The 22,934-nt window shown below is 43.1% G+C and carries 20 protein-coding genes and 1 pseudogene; 10 read left to right on the forward strand and 11 right to left on the reverse strand.

The genetic code is table 11. The features are described from left to right. Positions 1-95: 95 nt before the first annotated feature. The 9 genes from QZZ55_RS02010 to QZZ55_RS02050 all read right to left on the reverse strand — a co-directional run bounded on the left by QZZ55_RS02010 (position 96) and on the right by QZZ55_RS02050 (position 10,332). Positions 96-1,700 (reverse strand): GspE/PulE family protein, encoded by a 1,605-nt coding sequence (locus tag QZZ55_RS02010; protein WP_293264777.1) that lies wholly within the window; start codon positions 1,698-1,700, stop codon positions 96-98. Between the two features lie 2 nt (positions 1,701-1,702). Further along, positions 1,703-2,773: a PilT/PilU family type 4a pilus ATPase gene (locus QZZ55_RS02015; RefSeq protein ID WP_293264779.1), complete on the reverse strand. Its 1,071-nt coding sequence runs from the start codon at positions 2,771-2,773 to the stop codon at positions 1,703-1,705. A gap of 10 nt (positions 2,774-2,783) precedes the next feature. Continuing rightward, the gene (locus QZZ55_RS02020) at positions 2,784-3,413 is read right to left on the reverse strand and encodes a hypothetical protein (protein ID WP_293264781.1); all 630 of its coding nucleotides are present in this window, start codon (positions 3,411-3,413) and stop codon (positions 2,784-2,786) included. Further along, positions 3,394-5,391, reverse strand: a complete 1,998-nt coding sequence (locus tag QZZ55_RS02025; RefSeq protein ID WP_293264783.1) for a hypothetical protein — start codon at positions 5,389-5,391, stop codon at positions 3,394-3,396. The genes QZZ55_RS02020 and QZZ55_RS02025 overlap by 20 nt, the downstream gene beginning before the upstream one ends. A gap of 11 nt (positions 5,392-5,402) precedes the next feature. Next, positions 5,403-5,912: a hypothetical protein gene (locus tag QZZ55_RS02030; RefSeq protein WP_293264785.1), complete on the reverse strand. Its 510-nt coding sequence runs from the start codon at positions 5,910-5,912 to the stop codon at positions 5,403-5,405. Positions 5,913-5,999: 87 nt separating this feature from the next. Then, positions 6,000-7,037 carry a prepilin-type N-terminal cleavage/methylation domain-containing protein gene (locus QZZ55_RS02035; RefSeq protein WP_293264787.1) on the reverse strand — a complete coding sequence of 346 codons (1,038 nt, stop codon included), beginning with the start codon at positions 7,035-7,037 and terminating at the stop codon, positions 6,000-6,002. A 193-nt stretch (positions 7,038-7,230) separates the two neighbouring features. Beyond that, a complete protein-coding gene (locus QZZ55_RS02040; protein ID WP_293264789.1) occupies positions 7,231-7,494 on the reverse strand; it encodes a hypothetical protein in 264 nt (87 codons plus the stop codon). A gap of 88 nt (positions 7,495-7,582) precedes the next feature. Next, positions 7,583-9,778 carry a hypothetical protein gene (locus QZZ55_RS02045; protein WP_293264791.1) on the reverse strand — a complete coding sequence of 732 codons (2,196 nt, stop codon included), beginning with the start codon at positions 9,776-9,778 and terminating at the stop codon, positions 7,583-7,585. 2 nt (positions 9,779-9,780) lie between these two features. Then, positions 9,781-10,332 (reverse strand): hypothetical protein, encoded by a 552-nt coding sequence (locus tag QZZ55_RS02050; RefSeq protein WP_293264793.1) that lies wholly within the window; start codon positions 10,330-10,332, stop codon positions 9,781-9,783. Positions 10,333-10,454: 122 nt separating this feature from the next. On the opposite strand from QZZ55_RS02050, the gene QZZ55_RS02055 reads away from it, so the two are divergent. The 6 genes from QZZ55_RS02055 to QZZ55_RS02080 all read left to right on the forward strand — a co-directional run bounded on the left by QZZ55_RS02055 (position 10,455) and on the right by QZZ55_RS02080 (position 17,408). Then, positions 10,455-10,643 carry a hypothetical protein gene (locus QZZ55_RS02055; protein WP_293264795.1) on the forward strand — a complete coding sequence of 63 codons (189 nt, stop codon included), beginning with the start codon at positions 10,455-10,457 and terminating at the stop codon, positions 10,641-10,643. A 98-nt stretch (positions 10,644-10,741) separates the two neighbouring features. After that, positions 10,742-12,265 (forward strand): di-heme oxidoredictase family protein, encoded by a 1,524-nt coding sequence (locus QZZ55_RS02060; protein ID WP_293264797.1) that lies wholly within the window; start codon positions 10,742-10,744, stop codon positions 12,263-12,265. A gap of 60 nt (positions 12,266-12,325) precedes the next feature. Beyond that, positions 12,326-13,273, forward strand: coding sequence for an AAA family ATPase (locus QZZ55_RS02065; protein ID WP_293264799.1), 948 nt, complete (start codon positions 12,326-12,328; stop codon positions 13,271-13,273). Further along, the gene (locus QZZ55_RS02070; protein ID WP_293264801.1) at positions 13,270-14,136 is read left to right on the forward strand and encodes a DUF58 domain-containing protein; all 867 of its coding nucleotides are present in this window, start codon (positions 13,270-13,272) and stop codon (positions 14,134-14,136) included. Before QZZ55_RS02065 ends, QZZ55_RS02070 begins: the two co-directional genes overlap by 4 nt. Then, complete coding sequence (locus QZZ55_RS02075; protein ID WP_293264803.1) at positions 14,133-16,229, forward strand: DUF3488 and transglutaminase-like domain-containing protein; 2,097 nt, start codon at positions 14,133-14,135, stop codon at positions 16,227-16,229. Before QZZ55_RS02070 ends, QZZ55_RS02075 begins: the two co-directional genes overlap by 4 nt. Positions 16,230-16,232: 3 nt before the next feature. After that, positions 16,233-17,408 (forward strand): FTR1 family protein, encoded by a 1,176-nt coding sequence (locus QZZ55_RS02080; protein ID WP_293264805.1) that lies wholly within the window; start codon positions 16,233-16,235, stop codon positions 17,406-17,408. 170 nt (positions 17,409-17,578) lie between these two features. On the opposite strand, the gene QZZ55_RS02085 is transcribed toward QZZ55_RS02080, so the two are convergent. Continuing rightward, on the reverse strand, positions 17,579-19,246 hold the full coding sequence (locus tag QZZ55_RS02085; protein WP_293264807.1) for a BCCT family transporter: 1,668 nt from the start codon (positions 19,244-19,246) through the stop codon (positions 17,579-17,581). A 487-nt stretch (positions 19,247-19,733) separates the two neighbouring features. Then, positions 19,734-19,864, reverse strand: a pseudogene (locus tag QZZ55_RS02090) (glyoxalase); the annotation flags it as partial. Positions 19,865-20,585: 721 nt separating this feature from the next. Between QZZ55_RS02090 and QZZ55_RS02095 the strand changes: the two are divergent. From QZZ55_RS02095 to QZZ55_RS02110, 4 genes are all read left to right on the forward strand, one after another. Further along, entirely contained in the window at positions 20,586-21,077 is a 492-nt protein-coding gene (locus tag QZZ55_RS02095) for a metal-dependent hydrolase (protein ID WP_293264809.1), read from the forward strand. A gap of 45 nt (positions 21,078-21,122) precedes the next feature. Next, positions 21,123-21,452, forward strand: a complete 330-nt coding sequence (locus tag QZZ55_RS02100; protein WP_293264811.1) for a phosphotyrosine protein phosphatase — start codon at positions 21,123-21,125, stop codon at positions 21,450-21,452. Positions 21,453-21,536: 84 nt separating this feature from the next. Further along, positions 21,537-22,133, forward strand: coding sequence for a GNAT family N-acetyltransferase (locus QZZ55_RS02105; RefSeq protein WP_293264813.1), 597 nt, complete (start codon positions 21,537-21,539; stop codon positions 22,131-22,133). A gap of 409 nt (positions 22,134-22,542) precedes the next feature. After that, positions 22,543-22,893 carry a RidA family protein gene (locus tag QZZ55_RS02110; RefSeq protein WP_293264815.1) on the forward strand — a complete coding sequence of 117 codons (351 nt, stop codon included), beginning with the start codon at positions 22,543-22,545 and terminating at the stop codon, positions 22,891-22,893. The last annotated feature ends 41 nt before the right edge of the window (positions 22,894-22,934 follow it).

Raw genomic sequence — 22,934 nt, forward strand, 5'->3', positions numbered from 1 at the left:
CTTGGTGTGGCGATATAACATTTTAGTAATAATAGTACTAATGATAATTATTACCATTTAATATTATGTTTTTATCTGTGATTGTTTTTTTAACGTTAGTAGGGCTGGTAGAGCGTGCTTGCTTCTTCTAATGTTGTAATGCCATCCAGAACTTTCTGGCGGGCATCTTCCCACAGAGTGTTAAGTTTTCCGGCCTCTTGTGCGTAGTCAGACATTTTTTGTTCTGAGGCACCTTGGTGTATAAGTTGCTCTAATTGATTATCCATCCACAGTGTTTCGTATATACCGACACGCCCGCTGTAGCCGCTGCCCATACAATGAGAACAGCCTTTTCCTTTGCTAAGTAACAAAGTTGTGCTGTTTGTCGCGAGTAGTTTTTTATCGTTCTCTGTTGCTGGGTAGGTGTAGCAACAATGCTGGCAAATACGTCTCAATAAGCGCTGAGCCAAGACACCCAGCAAGGTGCTGGCAATGAGATATGAAGGGCAGCCGATATCAATCAAGCGGTTTACCGCCGCTATGGCGTTATTGGTGTGAAGGGTCGAGAGCACCATATGGCCTGTCATGGCAGCACGTACAGCAGTTTCGGCGGTTTCACCATCGCGGATTTCACCCACAAGCATTACATCTGGGTCATGGCGTAAAAAAGAGCGTAGAGCTTTGGAAAAACTGACTTTGTCGGCCACTTGCACTTGAGAAATACCCTCGATGACTTGCTCGATAGGGTCTTCAATTGTCATGATATTAAAGCGTGCAGCGTCAAGTTCACGTAAGGATGCATACAGTGTTGTACTTTTACCACTGCCTGTCGGCCCTGAGACCAGTACCATTCCGTAGGGGCGGTGAATCGCTTCGAGCATGGGCTGTAGTAAATGTTGAGGTAGACCAAGTTGCGATAGGGTTGCGTTGGTGGTGCCTTGGCCAAGAATACGTAAGGTCGCTCTTTCACCAAAACGGGTAGGTAGTGTAGCTACGCGTAATTCAACGGGAGCGGTATCTACCCACCCTTCAATGTCATAAGCAAAACCACCATCTTGCGCCATATTTTGCTCGGCTATATCTAGACCTGCTAATACTTTAATACGGCTCATTAATGAATCAGCAAGGGCTTTATCAATAGGGCGGTCGTAGTGTTGTAAACGTCCATCAACACGCATGCGTAGTTGCATACCTGTTTTTAGTGCTTCGAAGTGTAGATCGGTTGCTTGGCGCAAATACGCTTCTTTCATTATCTCGTTAAATATGGATACCGCATTAAAGCTAGAAATATGTTCTTGGTAGTGTTCTCGTAAAAGGGCTTCGATTAACAATGGATTAGCTAAGGCGAGTACACAGGGCTTATTCAACGCACGTTGAGTGATATCTTGCGCTACTTTATCATCAGGGTCGCTACTCAATACTACGAGCTGTTCTCCCATATCTACGGGAATAAATAAGCGTTTGAGTAATATTTGAGCATTTAAGGCATTTAAGTGAGGCGCATTAACCTGTATATCTTCTCGTTCGTAAAACGCTAAGTTACGGCTCTCAGCTAAGGCTCTGTAAAGGGCTGTTTGTGGAAAAAGCCCCTCCTTACAAATTAACTCCAGCAAAGGTAATTGTTGGCGTCGTGATAACATTTTCAAATTAGGTAAGGTATTCGCATCGACTAAACCAACCTGCACTGCCGCATTGATTAAAGTATTATCGTTAACTCGCATGCTTAGGCTCCTCGGATAAGGCTGTCGAAGCTAGTATTATCGCGGCTGAGCGCTTTAGCAGATTCAAGGCTAATCACTTTTTGTTTTACTAAGCGCGCTAATGCTTGGTCGAGTGTCTGCATCCCTTGGCGAGTGCTACTCTCCATGACAGAATAAATTTGTTTGGATTTTGCAGACTCAATTAAATTAGCCACCGCGTTTGTTACCATTAAAATCTCAGCGACAACCGCTCTGCCATTGCCGGTAACTGTGGGTAAAAGGTTTTGAGCAACAACGGCTTTTAATGCATGAGCGATACGCTGGCGCGCAACGGCTTGCTCGTTACCAGGAAAGCTTCCAATAAGACGTTCAACCACGCCAACGGCATCATTTGTGTGAAGGGTTGAAAAAACTAAGTGGCCCGTTTCGGCAGCAGTTAAGGCGGTGCGCATAGTTTCTAAATCACGCATCTCGCCAACCATAATGACATCTGGATCTTCACGTAGTGCTGCTTTTACCGCACTTGCGAAATTAGGGACATCGGTATGTAGCTCGCGCTGGTGGACGATAGAGCGAATGTTGGTATGAACAAACTCAATGGGGTCTTCTACTGTGAGGATATGCTTTTCTTGCTTTTCGTTAATTTCGTTTAAAATAGCGGTAAGGGTTGAGGTTTTGCCAGACCCCGTAGCACCACAGACTAACACTAATCCACTTTTCAAATTGGTTAGATAGTTTATTTGTGGGGGAAGGCCAAGTTCAGGCAGTGTTTTTAAAGAGCCATCTAAATAGCGAATAGCTAAGGCAACAGAGCCTTTTTCGCGATAAAGGTTAATACGAAAACGAAACCCTTGGTCTGTTGTAAACCCCATATCCAATGTCATATGCTCATTGAAAAAGTCTTTATGCAGATCATTCATTAGGCTATCGGCCATACCGACCACTTGGGCTGCATCGTATGAGGGGGTGTCGGTATGCGTTATCTTGCCGTGTATCCTATAAATTGCAGGTAAACCCGCCGAAATGTGAAGGTCAGAAGCACTGATAGTGACACACTGATCCATTAATTGGCGAATATGGTTATGAGCATCCATGACAGGCTTCCTACATTTGTAGTTCAAGGTTGAAAAGCAGCTCATTCGATAGGCTTGGGTCTTCTGAGCGTTCAATAGTGAATTGAGGAGTGAAACTACGGTAGGTAAGGGTGTTTAAGCCCTCAACAAAACTAATAAAGTTATAAAAATTTCCTTGGCCCTGAATTTTAAACAGAGGGCGCTTATCAAATATATCCCGTAAGGCTTGCCCGTTTAACTCGGAAGGTAGCGGTCGGATTTGATCATTGATCACGGATAGCTGTGTGACTTTTATCAGGTGATGGCTCGCTAGCCGTGTCACCTCTAGTTTGAGATTTTCTCTGGGCTCAGGGTTGTCCAGAGGCAAGAGACGCTGGCTAAACTCGATAAGCCGCTGTTCTGCGCTAACAAGTTGTTGTTTAGCATCACTTAGTTGTTTAGGGGTAATGAAGGAGTCGATTTTAGGCGGAGTGTAATTTCCTATGCGTGTTTCAATACGGTTGGCGCGCCGGTCGGCCATTTTTTTGGCTTCAAACATACCTTCCCATAAAAAAGCAGCAGCCAGGCCATAACAGCCAAAGATGCCCAAAAAAGTAATAATAGTAATTTGTTTGCGTTCTTTGGCGGGGAGGCTTAAAAATTTACTCTTCAGCTGTAGCATGTGAGCCCTCCTCGGTCAGTAATTGTTCACGCTGGTTGAGGGAGCCCAATAAACGTTTGGTGAGACCGGGCTTAAAGTCGAGCGTTATATTTAAGAGGTAATCGTCGTTATCACTTTGTGGCAATGACGAGTTCGCTACTTGGTAGTGAACAGGGCGCACCCAACGAGTTAAGGCATCAACATACTCTTGGCCAGAGGTGGGGGAGCTGACCTCCGCTATAATAAATAAACGGTCTTGTTTTTTCTCAATACTGCGTAGTGCTACATCAGGGGTGACTCCCAGAGTAATGGCTTTGAGAAGGGGGGGGAGGTTGGCAGCTCTATGGCTACGGTCCATTTCAAGCCGTTTGAGCAACTGTGTTAAGGTAGCTGTTTCTTGTGTGGTGTTATTCATACTGTCGCGTGTTTTTAGGCTTTCGTTGTAAATAGCTTGTAGCTGTTTTTTAACTTTCGATTCTTTTTCGAATTTAGCGTTCAAGTCACTAAGGCGTTTTGTTTGTACTTGGGTGTTCCATTGCATCCACCCCAAGAAACTGAACATACCTATTACAAGAACAGCCGTAGCAGAGATTGCTAAATTGCGTGGTTTTATCGCTTTCTGCCACAGTGCTTCTTTATGCTCTTTCGCCCCTATCGGGCTAACACGGCTCGCGGGTAATAGTTGCAAAAAGTGGCTAGCAGCTCCAATAACGCCGTGTAATAAATCCTCATGTAACCCCAAAGGCAATGGTGCTATTGGCTTGGGCGCCGATACATGTTGAATTTCTATATGTAGGGCGTCAGATAACGGTTGTAACAATGATGAGAGGTTATTATGCTTGGCTCCGCTGATATAAAGGCGGCTAATATCACTGGGTAAAATGCCGATTAAATCAAGACACTCATCTACGCTGGGCAAGGTGCCGGCTTGTCGACCTACGGCTTGAAAACTCGTAATGACTTTTTGCGTACCACTGAGCAGTGCTAATTGCTCTTGATGAATCTCAAAGAGCCATTGCTGAGCGTTGTCATGTTCTACGTTAAGGTTGGCAAACGAGCTTCCTAAGGTGGGGTAGAAAGCCTCTAAGTGAATATGATTGAGGTTAAATGCGCCCAGCCAGCGTTGGTGAACCGTTTTGCTCATACCACTCACTAGCCAGGCATGGCTGCTGTTACTGTCGTCTTCTTGGCTTAGTAGTGTTTCATCGCTCAGTGAGCTGCGTTCGGCTTCGGCTGATTTCCAGCCATAAACGAGGTCATCATCAACAGCAACGAGCTTACCTTGTAGCGCAAAGCACTCTTCTAATTGGTCACGGTTAATAAAACCCAGTTGTACCGATAAATCACCAAATCTTGTTAGTGATTGAGGCCCGCCCTGTGTTTGACGAACCTCTAATTCGACCAATACTTCCTCACGTTGCTCCGAGGTTAAATAGCCTCGCTCGACCAGCATTGAACCTATCATCCAATGCTTATTCTGTTGAGTAATCGAGCCCTCTAACTCCCAGTGGATTAGCTCCTGCATTTGCTCATCACCTCGGGGGCGAAGAGGGCTAACCGGAAGCTCGACAATAGCTGAAATAACAGAAGGTGTTAACAGGATTGCGCGCTTGGGAAGGCGTTTTTGAGTTGCACTTAATTGTGCTAATACATCAGCAATCGCACGGGTAAAATCAACCGTACGGGAGTGAGCAACCGCACTAATCACTGCTTGGCCCTTTTGCTGTTGAATTAGTGCCCCTCTTAGGCCAAAACTGCCGGCCTGAAATGCCAACAGTGTGGAGTGATTCCGATGAAGTGAGGGAAGTGAGAAGCGCTTTTTAAGTGTTAAGCCTGCCGCTGCAAGCTCTGGGTCAGAGTGTGCGCTGCTGCCTTTTAAAGGAGCACTGTTGCTTTCGTTACCTGAAAAGACAAAGGGGTTAGATAACTCACCCGCTTCATCCGTTGTGTGTTCAAGTGTGTCAGGTAGCGCTGGTTTATTTCGTTTCCAAAAACTCATAATAGAGAGGCCTATTGCTGAGTCATTGAGGAGGCCCCAATAACAACTAAGCGAGGCCCTTTTGCATAATTGTAAATATGTATGGCGTAAATGTGGCTTTTTTGTGGGAGTTTAATATTTTGTGCGGCTATTGCTTTTAATTGCTCGGCTGCTACAGAAGAGACATATACAGCAATGACCCGCTCATCATCAGTTTGTAAAAAGGCACTGTGGTCAACCGTCGGCAGGGGAGCATCGCTTTGCCATAAAGAGAGGGCATCATAAACAAGTGAAAACTTCCCAGGCTTAGGTGGCTGTAGAAGAGTTGCATCAAACTGAACGGCGCTGGGCGGCAGCATGACGCGTTTTTTAGCAGCAATCATGTCTAAAGGGATTTGATTTTTGTCGATAAAGTTGTCGAGCTTTATCGTCTCAAATTTCTTAACTGAGTTGCTATCGGTATGTGAAGCATCTTCTGCAATAACTGTTGAAGATAGGGTTAGCAGTAAACTCAGTGATAACAAAATGCGTGAATAAAGCATAAAAGAAACTCGCATAATAAAGAGAGGGTCGACTGGGAACCAGCCGACCCGATTGGGTGATATTCGCACTAACTAATGGAGAGGTTATTAGATAGTGTTACGAGTACCGTCCCATTCACCCAACTCTTCTTCTTTGGTATCGCCAGCGCCGTCAACGATAGCCGTCAGCACTACTTGGTCTGCTGATTCCCACGTTGCACCACCTGCCAGTACAGTCCCGATGTTAAATAAACCAACAAAGCGATTGTATTCAGTTGCAGAAACATGACGGTATACCGGTACAGAGGTCATACCACCTAAATCATTAGCGTTGAATAATGTAGATGATGGACCCATACCAACAGCCATTAGTAAAGGCGCGCCGTCTACAGCAGTAACAAGTATTGATCCATCAGTGGTAACAGCCGTCGCGTCAAATGTTTGACCTGCTTGCCCAAGAACACGCTCGTAACCACCTGTCCAAACGGCTACTTTTGGAAGTGCTGTGAACTGGAAGCCATCAGTAACAGCGTCTTGGTCTGCAATTGGGAAGGTATAGCCACATCCGTTAGCTGCAGGAGACATGAAGATGTTACCGGGAACAACAGCGTTACCACGAGAACCAATAAGAGCCGCAACGTCTGAACAATCTCCAGCATCAGCAGGGTCAAATGTAGCGTCTACGTTTACATAACGTAGTGCATCGATTCCGCCTGAGTTTAGTGTTTCAGCTGCATCAGCTTGTAAATCAAGTAGAGCAACATCTTCTATTGCTGAAACAGTTAAGCGAGCCGCACCTGTTGAGCCATCTGTAGCAGCCGTCGTTTGAATAAGAGAGTCGAAGTTTGTAGGCAGAGTGTTCTTGTTCAATACACGGAAAGTACGAATACCTTTGTTAAGCTCATCCATCATTGCAACGTGAGCAGCAGCAGATGCACGGGCATCAGTATCCTGTAGGGCGATAGTTGCTGTACCAGCGATTGCCGCAAGAATTGACACAACTACTAATAGTTCGAGTAATGTGAAACCGCCTTGCTTAGATTTTAGTTTTTTAGCTTGCGTACGTAGCTTAGCGTCTTGGATGTCGTTTACTTCTACTGTGCTGAATTTTTTAACAAGTTCTAGAGCTTTAATGTTGGAAAACATGTGTGAATCCTAAAGTTTAAAATCAAATTGGAGACCGTTGACATAAGCGCAGATTCCCCCCGCGGGAACTGTGACAACTTAACCAGTACGATTTAAACGCTTCCTTTGGTTGTCAGCACTGCTGGCGACCGGTTCGGCTGCAATCCTTTGCAGCCTACTTCCTCTTTTGTCCTCCTTGGACAATAAGAGCCTTTTAGGTTAATAAGTCACGTTTTAGCAGATGCTTAAATGCAGACTCATTAACCAATGCTTGGTCACAATCCAAGACAAAGCGATGTTGCTTGCCGCAATGGATAATGATTTCTTTCTGGCCGCGACGTAAGATTTTCATTTCTAATCTAATGTCGCCATAACCATCATGGCTAAATACTTCGCCATACAGCTCTATTAATTTCCCTAGTACTTCTTTATGTTTTTCCAGCTCAACTGGGGCTATAGATGTTGCTGTATGAGTCATTGTTTTAACCTTGAATCTTAATGAGATTGATTATCATTACTTTGGCGGCTCGTGTCAATATGCAAATGAGATTTATTTGCATTAATTTCTAATATTTTTTATGTGATTGATTAAAAGGCTGTTTTGAGGCGAAAAAGAGATAGCTGCTATCGGGTTGATTGCTATTTTTGTTTTCAAATGGCCCTAGGGTTGAGCGCTCGCGAGCGATGCTTACCCATTGCCCGGGGATTTTTTTGCTAATGGTAAAAGGGGTCTGTGATAGGTTTTGTATGCGTACAACGGTTAAGTAAATACCGTTGCTTTTATATGCAGCAACAGGCCAGCTGTGCATTTTTTTGTTTAGAAAAACTTTAGGCAGTTTTATCTGCTTTACCGGGAGCGTTTTTATAATGTCGGTGGTGGTTGGCTTGTTGTGTAAAACACGAGCTGCATAGCGGTTTAGGCGCATTAAATGACTCATGTTAACGGGAGGAGAGGCTTCCGGCTTTACTGATGTGGCGGTATCTTCGTGGCGAGCAAAGTCTATTTCTTCAAGCTCACGAGATTTTTTGGCCGCGTCTTCTGGTGTTGCAATAATGTGTGGGGTGATAAGCATTATGTATTGCGCGTCTGACTTTACTTCTTTTTTAGTACGAAATAGCTCACCCAAAAGAGGGATGTCACCTAAAACAGGGATGGTTGATTTGGTGTCGCTATCCACTTGATTAATCATGCCGCCTAAAGCAATGGTGTGGCCATCTTTGGCAACAACAATGGTTTTAAGTGTGGATTCTTCAACGGTATCGAGCTTTACTGAGTCGATCTGGCCTGTTGTGGGGTTGAAAAAAGGGAAGTCCATCCCTTGTTTTTTGAGTGCGGATGTCGATTGGAGTATATCGATAGTGACGGTGCCATCATCGTTTACACTAGGAAGTAGTGCGAGGGTGTTGCCTATTTTTCGTACCTCTGTTTCTAGTTGGGTATCAGTTGATGTGGTAACGCTAGCGATCCCATTATTGTTAGAGGTAGTGCTGCCGCCATCAAGCCCGACTGCAATGACCTGATCTTCACCAATAAATAAACGTGAAGGGCGGTTGTTAGATGCTAATAAAATAGGTTTGGCAATGACTTCTGCTATGTTCTTCTCTTCGAGTAATTCAATTTTGGCATTAACGTATTTGCTGTAATACTCATAGAAGCCACCAGTTAAGCCGTTAAAGCCTGTTTTGGTTACAGATGAGCCTGCAAGTTGATGTGCAAGTTGTTGAACCCTGTTTAATGATAAATCTTCCAGTTCAATGGTGGCGGTTCCATCGGCTACTTCTTGTAATGTGCTGCCGCTTTTGTAATTAGCATTGGACGTGTTTAGGGCACTGTTGTAGCTAATATCAAAATCTTGGCTGAAATTTTCGCCTTGGCTGATGCGTAATATTTTAGTTTCTAGTAATACTTGCGGCGTAGGTTTATCACTTTTTTTAATCAAATCCTCAATATCGCTTAAGGCCTGTTCGTCGCTGGTACGAACAAACATTAAGTTATGAATTCGGTTGGTTGCGATAAAAATAGGTGTTTTTATGCCGATTTTCTTGCCATTACCATCGGCGTTAACTTGAGTGGTGTTAAGCATTCGCATCTGGGTGGTACTAAGTTTGGTGTTTGTGCTAACCGAAGCTTGAATGTTGTCGTCGCTTTGTAGGGTTGTTATTTCACCGCTGCTTTCGCCGCTGTAGTTGTTGTTTCCGCTATTGTTATTGCCGTTGTCGCGGCTGTTATTGTTGGTAATGTTTACGCGATTATTGTTTTGCCCAGAACTGGAAGACGTTTGCTCATCTATAGATTTTAAGTAATCAGAAGGGATACCGCTAAAATCATCCAAATCTTCTTGTAGTTTTAAGGTGACGCGATCACCGAAGAGGCTCTGAATGGTTAGTGCTGTCGCTGTTACGTTTTGGTGCTTGAGGGTAAAGGAGCGAATAATATCATCACGATAGATGACAATGTCTTCCTGGTATTGTTTTTCAGTCATGATCAAATAACTGTTATTGCTTTTGCTGTAGCGGTACCAAAGCCCTGATACCCGAGAAATCATCTCCACGGCATGCTTGAGTTTAATATTTTGCAGTAATAAATCGACGGTGGCATTACTTGCCTCACGTGTCACTGCGATGTTGGCGCCGCTTAGTGTGGCGAGTATGCGTGCGGCATCACGGATGTTGGCTTCTTTGAACTCTACGCGAGTGATTGTGATCGCATTAGCGGGTTGCCAGCAAAGAAGTAGGGCGATTATCAATAGTTTCTTAAACATGTTTACTGCACCACCATTTGTTGGCCATAGCTGCCAGTTTCGACAATTAAATTCAGTTCGTTAATTTCTAAGATGTGTAAAACGGCGCCAGATGAGGCTATTTGTTGCAAGCCAATCTTGTCGCCTTTTTTAACAACAAATGTTCCAAGGTTTTCAATTTCTAGTAAGGCCATTTTTTTACCTTGGCTTTGTGTTACTCCACGAAAATTCATTTTTGGAAGGCTGCTATGCATTTTCTTAAACGGCACGCTTTCGGGGGTGTTTTGAGGAAGTGTGCTTGGTGTAAAGTAATCTGTGTTTGAAATGTGAGCACTGGGTAATTTTGCAAAAGGTTGTTGAGGGTTCTTTTTGCGGTTTTTGAGCTGCTTGTCCAGTTGCCTGTTTAATTCACTATAGTAAGCATCCAGCATGGGGATCAGGTTCTCTGTAGAGGATCTTTCTGCAAGACGTGCTGCCGTTTTTGGTGAATCTGTATTCTCGGCTCCTTGGCAGGCAACACTCAGCATGAGGGCGGTGATTGCGACAAGTGGTTGCCCTGTAAGTCGTTTAAACAAAATTAACCTCAACTTTTATACTGCTAAATAAGATCTGTTTGAATATTCTACATCGATATAGTAAATTGTATCAATAATGAGATACATTATCATTATCATTTATATTGTTTTGGAGAATGCTAATGCGTCGCTTGATAACAGTCTTGTTGTCAATCTGGATAGCCGGCTGTGCTTCGGTTGAAACAGCTGGGAATAAAGAGACAGCCAGCACCTATGTTGTTAATGGGCATAAAGCTAGCCAAGAGCTGGAGCTTTACGTTTACCCTCAAGATTCAACAAGTGAAGGGTATGTGCTGCGCTTAAATTACTAATGTAACTACTGTGTTGTGTCAGCGTCCGTGGGGGATGTGATAACAGCACAGTATGAAATGCATCGACAGATTTCAAATTAATCTATACGGAGTTTTAAATGAGTACCTCGCTGGCTGTTAGTCACACCCCCACGGATCAATTACCTGATGCGCCCAAAAATACGTGGCTGTTGCGTACAGGGTTAATAGCTCTTGTTGCTTGCTCAGGTGTTTTTGCTTACACATTTTATGAGTCACGTATTAAGCCTCTGGATGGTTACGGTGATGATTGGAAGCCCATTGATGTTTTAAAAAGTAAGCCAGCTAAAGCACTATCGGGCGGTGATTTAACGCACTTCATGTTTGGCGATATCTCTTTTGAAACGGAAGCACATAACTTGCCTTGGCAGTTGTCTGCTCTGTTTGATGCAGGCGATGGTGTATTTGAAAGACCTTTTACTGAAGCATTAGCTTCTGGATATAGGGCCGATGCCGATGGCGTTGGGCCTGTTTTTAATATGGCGTCTTGTGAGGGCTGCCATGTTGCGGATGGCCGTGCTGCGCCGCCCACCATCCCTGGGCAAGCATTAGAGGGGTTGTTGTTTCGTGTTTCAGTTCCAGGAACTGATGCCAATGGCGGGCCTAAGCCGCACCCAGTGTATGGAGGGCAGCTAGCTGATAAGGCTATTGATGGCCATCAATCAGAAATTAGCTATCAAATCGATTTTGAATTGGTCACGGGTCAGTATGCGGACGGCACACCTTATGAGCTAGAAAAGCCAATTTATAGCTTTCCTGATCAGAATTATGGTCCGTTAGGTAAAGAGGCTATGGTTTCTCCCCGAATAGCACCTGTCATGATTGGCATGGGGTTATTGGATGCAGTGACAGATGCAGATATTTTATCGCGAGCAGATGAACACGATACTGATGGCGACGGAATTTCTGGTAAGGCAAACCGTGTCTGGAGTGTCGAGAACAAAGATTACCGCGTTGGTAAATATGGCTGGAAAGCTGAAACACCCACCTTATCACACCAAGCAATGGATGCAGCCATCAATGACATGGGGATTACTAACCCATTATTTCCACAAGAGAATTGCACCCCTTCACAATCCGTTTGCCAGCAAGCATTATCGGGCACCACTGATGCGCCTGTTGAGCTGACAGAGACTCAGATGAATGAGGTAGTAACTTACCTGGAGTTTTTGGCGGTGCCGGGGCGTGACTACTTGGACAACCCCGAGGTGCAGTTAGGAGAGAATCTTTTTAATGCGATTGGTTGTGAATCTTGCCATCGCAGTGAGTTTACAACAGGTGAAGAGCAGCGCCAAAAGCGTCTTCATAACCAAGATATTCGCCCTTATACCGATCTTTTATTACACGATATGGGGCCTAATCTAGCTGACCATCGTCCTTCCTTTTCTGCAACAGGTTATGAGTGGAGAACGGCTCCGTTATGGGGCATTGGCATGGTTGAACGTGTTAATGGACATACGCGGTTTATGCACGATGGCCGTGCTCGCAACATGGAAGAAGCCATTTTATGGCATGGGGGAGAAGCAGAAACAGCTAAGCAGCGCTTTACGGCGTTGCCCAAAGCTGAGCGTGAATCCCTGTTGAAATTCCTCAAATCTCTTTGATCTATTTAGCACCTTTGTCATAACAAAACACAAAGGTGTTTTTCTATAAGGAAACATACAATGACGGCTGCATTTAGCCCTATAAACCTGCAAGTTCGTGAAGAGCTTCAGGCTGCATATCAACAAATTAACCAGCTAGTGCTAGGTAAAGATCACCAAGTAAAGTTGGCCCTAAGCGGTTTATTAGCCGGTGGGCATATTTTGCTTGAAGACATACCGGGAATGGGGAAGACCGTCTTTTCTCACGCACTGGCAATAACTTTAGGCATGAATTACAAAAGAGTACAGTTTACAAATGACTTACTCCCCGCGGATTTACTTGGCGCCTCTATTTATGAGCGTGAAAGTGGAACATTTCGCTTTGTACAAGGACCTATTTTCTGTGAATTATTATTAGCAGATGAAATAAACAGAGCCACACCTAAAACACAAAGTGCATTGTTAGAAGCGATGGAAGAAAAGCAGGTGAGCTTAGAAGGTGAAACGCGTCCACTACCTATGCCTTTTTTCGTGATAGCCACACAAAATCCTGTTGAGCAACTGGGTACATCTCCTTTACCGGAATCCCAGTTGGATAGGTTTTTACTGCGTTTGCAAATGGGATATCCAACGAAAGAAGCTGAGCTGGCACTTTTTTCAGGTGAGAGCCGCCGAGAGATGATGTTATCACTAAAGCCGGCCATCAGCCGTGAGGCGCTCTTGGAGGCTCAGCAGAGTGCCACACGTGTTAAATCCAGTGATAGCGCATTATCTTATTTGTATGAGTTATTAAAGTTTAGCCGAGATAGTGGCTTGTTTGTTAATGGTCTATCTACGCGCGCAGGCTTAGGTGTTCTTCATGCTGCTAAAGCGTGGGCCTGGCTTAGCCAAGATGAGCACTTGCTGCCTGGACATATCCAAAATGTTTTTCCTTATGTGGTGGGGCATCGTTTGCAGTTACTGGCCGGTGCTAATGACCCGATGAGTAATGGTCAGTTGATATTGGATAGTGTGGCTGTGCCTCGATGAATAAGAGATTGAGTATTCGGCTATCAATATCAGGCGTTGTTCTGATTATTACCTTGTTTCTAATACAGTTATTAGCCATTAATTACAGTAATAACTTATTGTTTACCTTTGGGTTTTTGCTGATATCAATTTTATTGATTAGTTTCTGGTTTGGACTGCGAAACATGAAGGTGATCAATGGAAGTTGTCAGCATACTGAACCTGTGCATGTAGGGCAACCGCTCATATTTCGTCTGATTCTTAATGAAGAAAAAGGTTTAACGCGTTATCAATTAAGGATAGAAGGTGCTGATGAGGACAGTGATTTAGCGGCTTCTTCTCAGCAAGAATACAGTTTGCAGCAGTTGGCAAATGTTAGAGGGCTTGTTCCATCGACTGAGGCTGTATTAGTAAGTGACTGGCCACTGGGTTTTTTTGTTTTCCGAAGGACTCTTTGCACTTTACCTGAGGTGTTTGTATATCCGGCTACAGGTTTGCGGCTTCCTTTAAAAACAATGATGAGTGATGCTCAGGCGCAGCATCATGATGCGGTAGATTCTCTTGCTGGGCTGCGTACATACCAGCCAGGAGACAATATGCGTCGTATTCATTGGCGAGCACTTGCACGTAATGAGCAATTGCAAGTGCGTGAGTTTGAAGGTGAAGAGGGCGACCCTTCTGGTTGGCTGCTGTGGGATGACACGTCTGATTTGTCATATGAAGAGCGTATCTGTTGTTTGACAGATTGGGTGCTTGAATCTTACCGGCAAGATAAAATTTTTGGTTTAAGGCTTCCTAGCACAGAAGTGCTTCCTGAGTTTGGAGTCAAACAGCGCCATTTGTGCTTGTCTGAGTTGGCTAAAATGCCGGAGTTGGCAGCATGAAAATGTTAAGTTTGACGCTGAATAAATCATCCTTTATAGGGCTTGCTGCTTTTCAAATTTATGCACTGTTGCCGCTACTTCCCAGTTTGGTATGGATTCAATCGCTTCTTGTGTTGGCGCCTTTCCTACTGGGTATCTGGCATAAATCTTATAAGCATATTAATAGCTTTGTGCTTCTTGGGTTGGCTGCTTGGGCTGGCTCTGTATATGTTAGTCAGCATGGTTGGTTCAGTAGTAATGCTTTGATAAGTGGCATGCTGTTAGTGCTTAGTTTTAAGTGGTTAGAGGCTAAAAGCCATCAAGAGTATCAGTTGTTAGCCACGATTGGGTTAATCCCGGTAGCGTTAAGTAGCCTCTATTTTACAGGGCTGGTTGCGCTTCTTTATTTAGTGTTAGGTGTGTTGTTTTACTTGGTTGTATTGTTGGGATGGAAGGCGCATGTTCGCTTTAAGACAGCGTTATATGGAGCTACAAGATTCCTGATGTTTTCTTTACCTATGGTCGCTCTTTTATTTGTGACCGTCCCTCGTATACAGGGACCTCTGTGGGATTTAGGGATTGTATTGGGTTTGCCTATTGAACTCATGATAGACCATGAGCAACGCCAGAAAGGGTTAACTGCAAAATTACAAGCGGGACAAATAAGCCGGCTAAAGAAAAGCGACCAGCCAGTGTTAGTGGCTGAGTTTGATGGCGTTGTTCCTTACAAAAGTAAGTTGTATTGGCGTGGGCCTGTTTATTCAAAATTTGATGGTATTGACTGGAGTCTTCCTAAGGGGTGGGGGAATCGTAGTAAGTTGCTGTCTCGTGCGTTTCGAAACCAAGATGAGCTGTTGCGCATTATGTCAACGAAGGACCAAATGGTTAGCTATGAAGCGCGTATTTCTGCTCATGGTGAGCGTTATATGTATGCATTGGACTTTCCCGTTGGGCGTAGCGCAGAAACCTTTATCTCCTCCGACTTTCAGGTGCTTGGTATTCGGCCTCTGAATCACGAATTTAATTACCAGCAGAAAGCTTATTTACAGTACCAAGGCGGGCGAGAGCTTAAAAGCTCTGAGCTGGTCCGCTATTTAGAATTACCTGTCCAATCCAACCCACAGCTACAAGCGTGGGGGCGCGACCTTGCTAAGCAATGGCCTCAGGCGAGTGATCGGATACATGCTTTAAGAGTGCACTTAGCAGAGGGTGGCTACCAGATCACTCAAACACCGGATATAGCAGTAAGTAGGCATAGCCTAGATGAGTTTTTCTTTTTAGGTAAAGCGGGTGGTGTTGAGCACTTGGCCTCATCAACGGCTGTGGTGTTACGTGCTGCCGGGGTGCCAACAAGACTTGTCGCGGGTTACAGAGGCGGAAGCCTCATTGCATTGACAAATTTTGTTGTTGTCAGGCAAGCAAATGCCCATGTATGGGTTGAGGCTTGGTTGGCTGATACTGGCTGGCAGCGCATAGAAGCGTTGGATTTTGTACTTCCTCTCGAGCCTGAAGCCACTAAAAAAGCTGGGGCTACTGCGTTAAAAGCACCAGAGAAAGCGCCCAAAAAGTCTCCGGCTTTAGCAGCAGATAAGCCTGTTAAAAAAATCAATAAAACGGACACATCTAAGCAAAAAGAAAGCGAAAAACTTCAGGCTATTTCTGGTTTTCGCTGGTTAAAATCACTAAGCCAGGGGATGGAGAACTGGGTACTTAACTACAACCCTGAACGGCAAGTTGAACTGATGAAAAAATCAGGCATACGTAAAGTAGATTGGAAATCGCTCGTGGCGGTTAGTTTGTTGGCTTTGTTATTAGTTATGGTGATTTACGGTGTTGCAATAAATCTTAGGCGACCAAAAAAAGAGCCGTTATTAGCAGCATTTTTGCATTTGAATAAAGGCCTTAAAAAGCGTCATTGGCAATGCTTACCTGAAGAGTGTCCTAGTCAATGGTTAGGACGTTTACGTCCTTTGGCGGATGAGCTATATCCCGCATGCGAGGTTGTGATTCAGCAATATATCCACCTTAGATACGAGCAAACCCTCGAAGCTGATAAGGCTCAGGCTATTAAGAATTTGCTTCGTGATATTAAACGCTTAACAGGAATGCTATAAATTATGAAATCGCAATTATTAGTAGGGATTCTACTGTTGATATTAAGCCAGTTTAGTATGGCTTCACAGGACTATCCTCAAGTGATGGCTCAGGTTCTTAGCAAAGGTGATGTGTTGGCGCAGGAATACCAGCCCGAGCAAGCATTAAGATTTGGTAGTGGTTTTTCTGACTTATACTTCGGTGGTTTTGAGGGAGAAGGTCTTGAGTTTGCAGTAGGGCAAGCTGATGCAGAAAAAATGGTCGCAATAGAGTTATCTTTTAGTCAGCTAATAAACGCGGCAGTATCCGGTCAGCCTACTGAAAAGGTACAGGCCTTATGGGAAGGATTGCGTTTGAAGCTAGATAGCGCGCCAATGATTGCAGGAGAAGTGGCCACTTATACTGAGTTATTCATTCAATCTTTATTGATTTTGTTACGAGAGGGCGTAGAGGCACTTCTCGTGATTGCTGCACTAATTGCTTATCTGCGTAAAGCTGGCGCGGCCGACCGTATACCGCTAATTTGGGCGGGTGCTGGTGTTGCTATTATTGCGAGCTTTATAACCGCATGGATCTTTCAATCATTACTTAAAAACAGCGGCTCATCTCGTGAATTTATTGAAGGCTTTAGCTTGCTCGTTGCTGCCGTTTTACTGAGTTATATGAGTGTATGGCTCTTTGCACGACGAGAGATGCAGCAGTGGCAGGGCTTTATTCATAATAAGATGGGCCAAGCGTTAGATCAGAAGCGCTTATCAGCGATTGTCATCGTTTCTTTTTTTGCTGTGTATCGTGAAGGCGCAGAGACAATCTTGTTCTATCAGGTACTCTACTCAGATACCGCATCAAGAATTGAGCCTCTTTTATTAGGGGCAGGTGTTGCAGCGCTCGCTTTGGGGCTTATCTATGTTGCTATATTCCTATTATCGCTTAAGCTGCCGCTTAAGCAGTTTTTCTCGGGAACCGCGGCGCTACTATTTGCCTTATCTGTTATTTTTGTGGGTAAAGCTGCATTGGAGCTACAAGTAGCTGGGTTTATTTCTGCCACCGCTATCAGTTATGTGCCTTTTATTTCTTGGTTGGGTTTATTTCCTACAGTTGAGTCTGTTGGGCTTCAGTTGCTGTTTATTGTGATACCTATTATGGGCTTTGTTGTTAAAAAGAAGCTAACTTATAGAGCGGCTGGAGCTGTGCTGTAGTTGGCTTTAGGCTTTTGGTATACACCTTCAGAGCTTTGGGGTAAGCGTTTGCTAAGAGTACATGACGTTAACGCTGCATGAAAATAATGCTCAAAATATACCTATTGCGTAAAATATAAAGCCCAGACCTTAGGGCTGGGCTACGCAGGTAAGTTATTTAGAACATTTCGTTAGCCTGAAACTGCTGCTACTGCTTGTGTTTCAGCTACTGTCTTTATACCTTGTTTCTCTCTAATGCCATCACGATATACCGCTTTTATAAGAGAAAAGCACATCAGCACCATAACTACAGAAAACGGCAACGCGCCTATGACCATCGCAGTTTGAATCGCTTTAAGCCCACCAACAAGAAGTAGCGCTGCTACTAGCGCTCCTAGGGCTACACCCCAAAAAATAATATGTGGACGTGCTTTCGGTCCTTCGTCCCCAGCTGCATTAATAGTATTGATTACTAAAACCGCCGAATCAGCTGTAGTAACAAGATAGGTCAGTAATAGAATAACGATCATAATTGCCATCAGCCAGCCTAACATTGGCGAAAGCATGAATTCAGTCATAGCAAAGATTTTATCGCCATCAGGAACAGATGCTATTACACCATTAGCAGCACCGTTCAATTCTAAATCTATTGCAGTACCTCCGGCCCAAGCAAACCAGATAAAACACATGACAGAAGGGACAATCATTGCTCCAAATACGAATTCACGAATGGTTCTGCCTTTAGATATTCTGGCTAGAAACATGCCAACAAAGGGGGCAAACGCAACCCACCAGGCCCAGTAGAATACAGACCAAGCACCTTGCCATCCTGATAGCTTATCGCCAACATTGGTCCCATCAGCACTCCAAACTTGAAACATTAGTTCAGGCAACGCTACAGCGTAATCTATAGTACCCATGACTATTGCTTCCAAACCGAACCAAGTCGACCCGAAAATAATAAAAAAACTTAATAGAAGGATACTAAGCACCATATTGATGTTGGAGAGCCACTTGATACCTTTACCAACACCAGACAGCGCTGAAAGTGTAGATGCGCCCATAATTATGACAATAGCAACAATAATACCGGCAGATGATGCCGTACCCTGTTCATTCACTAACCACTCGCCTATACCTATTCTAGTTAACCCTGCAACGAATTGGTCAACACCAAAACCTAATGCTTGAGCAACACCCAATATAGTCGCAACAACCGCAACAACGTCAATGGCATGACCTAAGGGACCAGATAAATGTTTTCCAAATAAAGGTGTCAGTGCAGAGCGGATGGTTAAAGGTAGTGAGCGTCTATAACTAAAGAATGCAAGCGCCAGACCGACTATCGCATAACAAGCCCAAGCACCAAGCCCCCAGTGAAGATAGGACCACTTATAAGCACTACGGATATTGTCTGCAGCTCCGCCAGTTGTGAGGCCCTGAATAACTTCAGGATTGTTGCCAAAGTGATAGACAGGCTCCGCCACAGCCCAAGTCAGCATGCCGACACCTATGCCAGCGCCAAACATCATGGAAAACCAAGAGAAATTTGAAAACTCAGGTTTATCACCTTCTTTCCCTAAATTTAACCTTCCAGCTGATCGCCAGAGCGCCATTAAGCTACAGACAAGCACAAAAAGAGCAACAACCCAGATATACCAAGTAGCAAAGTTACCTAAGATAAAGGTATTAAACTGATTCAGAATTGAACCCGATTGTTCAGGAAACGCGACTGCCCAGATTACTAAGCCGCCAATGAGAAATTTTGCAGTGATGGTTACATCACGACTGAAGCCTTTGTAAAACCCGCTTTTTGCTGTGCGGATTGGCAGCTCCATTAACGAGGGAGGTATAGCCATTGCGTATTTCCTATTTAGTTATCAAGTTACTTATTTTTATTAAAATGAAACTATTATTATCTATTTCATTAAATAGTGATTTATATTAACATAATTTCACGCTACGGGTAAAATTTGGAAAATTCAACATTTTTGTGAATATTAATCGTGGTAAGGGCCTTCAAGTCAGTAGCAGTCTATAACCTTACATACGCTCCTATAATGCTTAGATAAATAGAAATAACGTAACACTTAAATGCCACTAGAAAAGTGCTCCAAATGAGTTACTAAAGTAGAGAGATTTGAACAGCATCCTTGTCAGAAAAGCGGAGAAGTAGGCTTGGTTTTCAGTTGAAGGGGGCAGGAAGAAGGAGTTGAAGCTCTATACTTAGGAATTAGTGTTACAGGTATAAAAAACAGTCCGTGTTTTTTTGATGGAGTCGAATCAGAGCAATTAAATACTTATATTGCACTTTAAATTGTTGTTTCTAATATATTTTATGCTTCTTTAGTACGCGCTCTCGCTATAAGTGAGCTCATAACTGTGGCTGTGAATTTTTAGAATATGCCAAACGGATCTTCCATACAAATCATGCGGTAGGGCTTAGAGTCTGGATAGTAATAGTGTGGTTTTCTCATTCACTCTTGATGCCTTTACCTTATCTTTAGTGTGTTTAGTTCAGGCTGCAAAGTAATATTAACGGAGAGTGACATGGAAATTTCGGCGGCTAATAAGGGAGTAGTTAATTCGTCTGGAGAGACTCAATAGAGTACTAAAAAAAATTCTGGAGCGGGGAAATCAAATCAGACACTTGAAGTTAATTTAAAAAACTTACTTCAGCGCAGCATGATGAAAAGCGGTTGGCACTACAACAAAAAATTGTAATTTCTGAAGTAGCTGGGTTTATTTCCTACAGTGAGTCTGTTGGGCTTCAGTTGCTGTTTATTGTGATACCCATTATGGGCTTTGTTGTTAAAAAGAAGCTAACATTTAAAGCTGTAGTGGCAGCGTCGTAGTGACATGTTAAAGGGCTGCTCCTAGACTGAAAATTGCGATTCTGTATGCAGAGTATAGTTGTTAATATTCTTATTAAATACTGTGTTCTGCATCGTTGTTAGAGATTGATTATTAAAGTAAAACTGGGGTAACTCGTTGATATTTAATATGAACGGTTTATTCTAATAAAAATGGGGATAAATACAGTTAGGGCATGGAGGCTTCTTTTGTAGATAAACGCTACTCGCCTGACCTCTTCACCTTATTAGTGTATCCATCTATGTACCGTAAGTCTTAACATCTGTTCCCTTATAAAGGGAGGTAAAGATTGATAAGAGCTCGGCATTTATAATGAGAGGTTTTATGTTTATTGCACACCTTCCTTCTGGATACATATTGTCGAAATACATTCTGAAACAATTTAAGAGTGTGGCAACTACTCCCCTCGTTCTTATTGTTGGTGCAATCGGTGCAATCGCTCCAGATTTTGATATGGCTTATTTTTATCTAATTGACCATCAGCAGACTCATCATCATAAGTACATAAGCCATTGGCCAATACTATGGTTTAGCTTGGTTTTTGCTTTTAGTTTGGGTTTCTGTTTTGCCAAACAATCAAAACTTGTATTTCTTGCCTTGGTGTTTAGCTTAGGAGGTGTATTACATATAGTACTTGATAGCTTCGTAGGTGATATTTGGTGGTTTTCTCCTTTTATTGATAAGCCTTATGCTTTATTTTATGTACCAGCGCGCTTCCAGCCATGGTGGTTGAATTTCATTATTCATTGGTCTTTTATCATGGAGCTTATTATCTGTGCATGGGCCTGGCTCATATACCGAAATGGCTCTAATTAAACACCGAAAACAATTTCATGATGACATACCAACTGAGATAATAATGTGAAGAATATACTCTTTATATGTAGCCGCAACCAATGGCGTAGCCCTACGGGAGAACAGGTTTGGAAGAATCACCCCGAGCTTAATGTTAGATCAGCAGGCACAAGTCCTAAGGCAAAAAGGACGGTAAGCATCAAAGATATTCAATGGTCAGATGTTATTTTTGTGATGGAAAAAAAGCATAAAAGTAGGCTTAAAGCTGAGTTTGCGACGCTACTTAACTATAAAGATATTCAAATATTAGATATTCCTGATGATTATCAATATATGGATAGAGAGTTAGTTGAAATAATGGAGCAGAGCGTGGGCCATTACTTAGAGATTTCCTAATGATTATTCGTATCGATGCAGTAAGACGAGGCAAAGAAAAGCGTGTGCTGTGTACGAATGTTAATTTAAGAAACAGGTACTTTTATGGATATTTCGATTAGAAAAGGTTGCCCCTTAGAGAAAATCGAATCGGTTGTGCGGCTTTATGAAGAGGCTTTTGGTGCCAAATTTTCATGTGCTATACCTGATAAAGCAAAACGAATAGCAATACTTTCAAAGAGCTTGGTTCCCGAGTTCTCATATGTGGCATTTATGGGTGATGAAGTCGTCGGGTTGGCTGGGTTTCAAGTGCATGATGGTTCTTTAACCGGCGGTATGAATTTGAACACGTTACAGCAAGAGCTTGGCATATTTCATGGGCTTTGGGCTGGCTTGGTATTTAGTCTTTTTGAGCGTAAACCTAAATCGCAAGAGTTGGTCATGGATGGCATTGTGGTTGATGGAAGCTACAGAGGAAGTGGAATAGGTTCTGATCTGTTAAATAGTATTATTATTCATGCTCAGGAAAACCACTTTAAAACTATTAGGTTAGATGTTATTGATAGCAATCCTAGAGCTAGAAAATTATATGAATCAAAGGGTTTTGTTGCAGTTAAAACAGAATATTTTCCTTATTTAAAATGGTTAATAGGTTTTTCTGGTTCAACAACTATGGTTCTTGATGTGATTGGGTTATCTTAACTCGTATAAAGAAGTGATGAAAATACTCCACACCTTACTGCTTTTAACTCACGCGTTTTCAACACAGCCATTCGATAAGCCGGGTTGGTCTTAAATCAGCGCCAATGATATCCATATTTAGTAGATGATTGATATTGTAAGACTAAGAAGTTTTCAGAGTAAACCAATACTTTTGTTTCTAAAGAAAAGCGGCTGGCATTACAACAAAATAGCATGACTACAACTGCTGAAGTGGCTGAGTCTAAATTTGTGAGGAAAACTGAAAAGTAATGGAACTGCGCGCCTAACAGCATTTAATATTTTACTTATGTCATTGTTGTTGATGGGTTGTGTTCCGAAGGCGTTACTCATGTGTAAATGTTAGTTAACAAATGATTGTACCGGTCGTTAGCAGTTAGGAGTAACAATAATGATAGAGAGAAAAAGTGGGAGTTATGATGGTCGTAGCAAATCATCTGCATATAAAGATTTGGTCTGGACTGTTGCTACATCTTCGGATACCTCAGTGAGTATTGAGAAACAGACACAGCTTACTTTAGATACCATTCAAGCTAACTTAGTTGAGCTTAACTCAGACAAAAGCAAGATAGTTTCAGCTCAAGTTTATATTGCTAATATGGCTGATAAACAGCTGATGGATTCAGTTTGGAAAAACTGGTTAGGTGACAACTCTGAACATTGGCCTCAACGAGCTTGTTTGGGTGTAAACCTTGAAGGTAATGTTTTAATTGAAGTTACCGTTACCGCAATACGAAAGTAAAGTACGCTAAAAAATATTGAGCTATTAGGTCCTTATGTTTA

The sequence above is a fragment of the Neptunomonas sp. genome, assembly GCF_016744175.1.
Taxonomy (GTDB): domain Bacteria; phylum Pseudomonadota; class Gammaproteobacteria; order Pseudomonadales; family Balneatricaceae; genus Neptunomonas.

What these genes read in the sequence shown, in the direction of transcription:
- QZZ55_RS02055 (WP_293264795.1), top strand. Translation starts at nt 10,455, where the DNA reads ATGCGTCGCTTGATAACAGTCTTGTTGTCAATCTGGATAGCCGGCTGT.
- QZZ55_RS02110 (WP_293264815.1), top strand. Translation starts at nt 22,543, where the DNA reads ATGATAGAGAGAAAAAGTGGGAGTTATGATGGTCGTAGCAAATCATCT.
- QZZ55_RS02010 (WP_293264777.1), bottom strand. Translation starts at nt 1,700, where the DNA reads ATGCGAGTTAACGATAATACTTTAATCAATGCGGCAGTGCAGGTTGGT.
- QZZ55_RS02060 (WP_293264797.1), top strand. Translation starts at nt 10,742, where the DNA reads ATGAGTACCTCGCTGGCTGTTAGTCACACCCCCACGGATCAATTACCT.
- QZZ55_RS02015 (WP_293264779.1), bottom strand. Translation starts at nt 2,773, where the DNA reads ATGGATGCTCATAACCATATTCGCCAATTAATGGATCAGTGTGTCACT.
- QZZ55_RS02095 (WP_293264809.1), top strand. Translation starts at nt 20,586, where the DNA reads ATGTTTATTGCACACCTTCCTTCTGGATACATATTGTCGAAATACATT.
- QZZ55_RS02070 (WP_293264801.1), top strand. Translation starts at nt 13,270, where the DNA reads ATGAATAAGAGATTGAGTATTCGGCTATCAATATCAGGCGTTGTTCTG.
- QZZ55_RS02085 (WP_293264807.1), bottom strand. Translation starts at nt 19,246, where the DNA reads ATGGCTATACCTCCCTCGTTAATGGAGCTGCCAATCCGCACAGCAAAA.
- QZZ55_RS02065 (WP_293264799.1), top strand. Translation starts at nt 12,326, where the DNA reads ATGACGGCTGCATTTAGCCCTATAAACCTGCAAGTTCGTGAAGAGCTT.
- QZZ55_RS02075 (WP_293264803.1), top strand. Translation starts at nt 14,133, where the DNA reads ATGAAAATGTTAAGTTTGACGCTGAATAAATCATCCTTTATAGGGCTT.
- QZZ55_RS02045 (WP_293264791.1), bottom strand. Translation starts at nt 9,778, where the DNA reads ATGTTTAAGAAACTATTGATAATCGCCCTACTTCTTTGCTGGCAACCC.
- QZZ55_RS02025 (WP_293264783.1), bottom strand. Translation starts at nt 5,391, where the DNA reads ATGAGTTTTTGGAAACGAAATAAACCAGCGCTACCTGACACACTTGAA.
- QZZ55_RS02080 (WP_293264805.1), top strand. Translation starts at nt 16,233, where the DNA reads ATGAAATCGCAATTATTAGTAGGGATTCTACTGTTGATATTAAGCCAG.
- QZZ55_RS02105 (WP_293264813.1), top strand. Translation starts at nt 21,537, where the DNA reads ATGGATATTTCGATTAGAAAAGGTTGCCCCTTAGAGAAAATCGAATCG.
- QZZ55_RS02040 (WP_293264789.1), bottom strand. Translation starts at nt 7,494, where the DNA reads ATGACTCATACAGCAACATCTATAGCCCCAGTTGAGCTGGAAAAACAT.
- QZZ55_RS02035 (WP_293264787.1), bottom strand. Translation starts at nt 7,037, where the DNA reads ATGTTTTCCAACATTAAAGCTCTAGAACTTGTTAAAAAATTCAGCACA.
- QZZ55_RS02020 (WP_293264781.1), bottom strand. Translation starts at nt 3,413, where the DNA reads ATGCTACAGCTGAAGAGTAAATTTTTAAGCCTCCCCGCCAAAGAACGC.
- QZZ55_RS02030 (WP_293264785.1), bottom strand. Translation starts at nt 5,912, where the DNA reads ATGCTTTATTCACGCATTTTGTTATCACTGAGTTTACTGCTAACCCTA.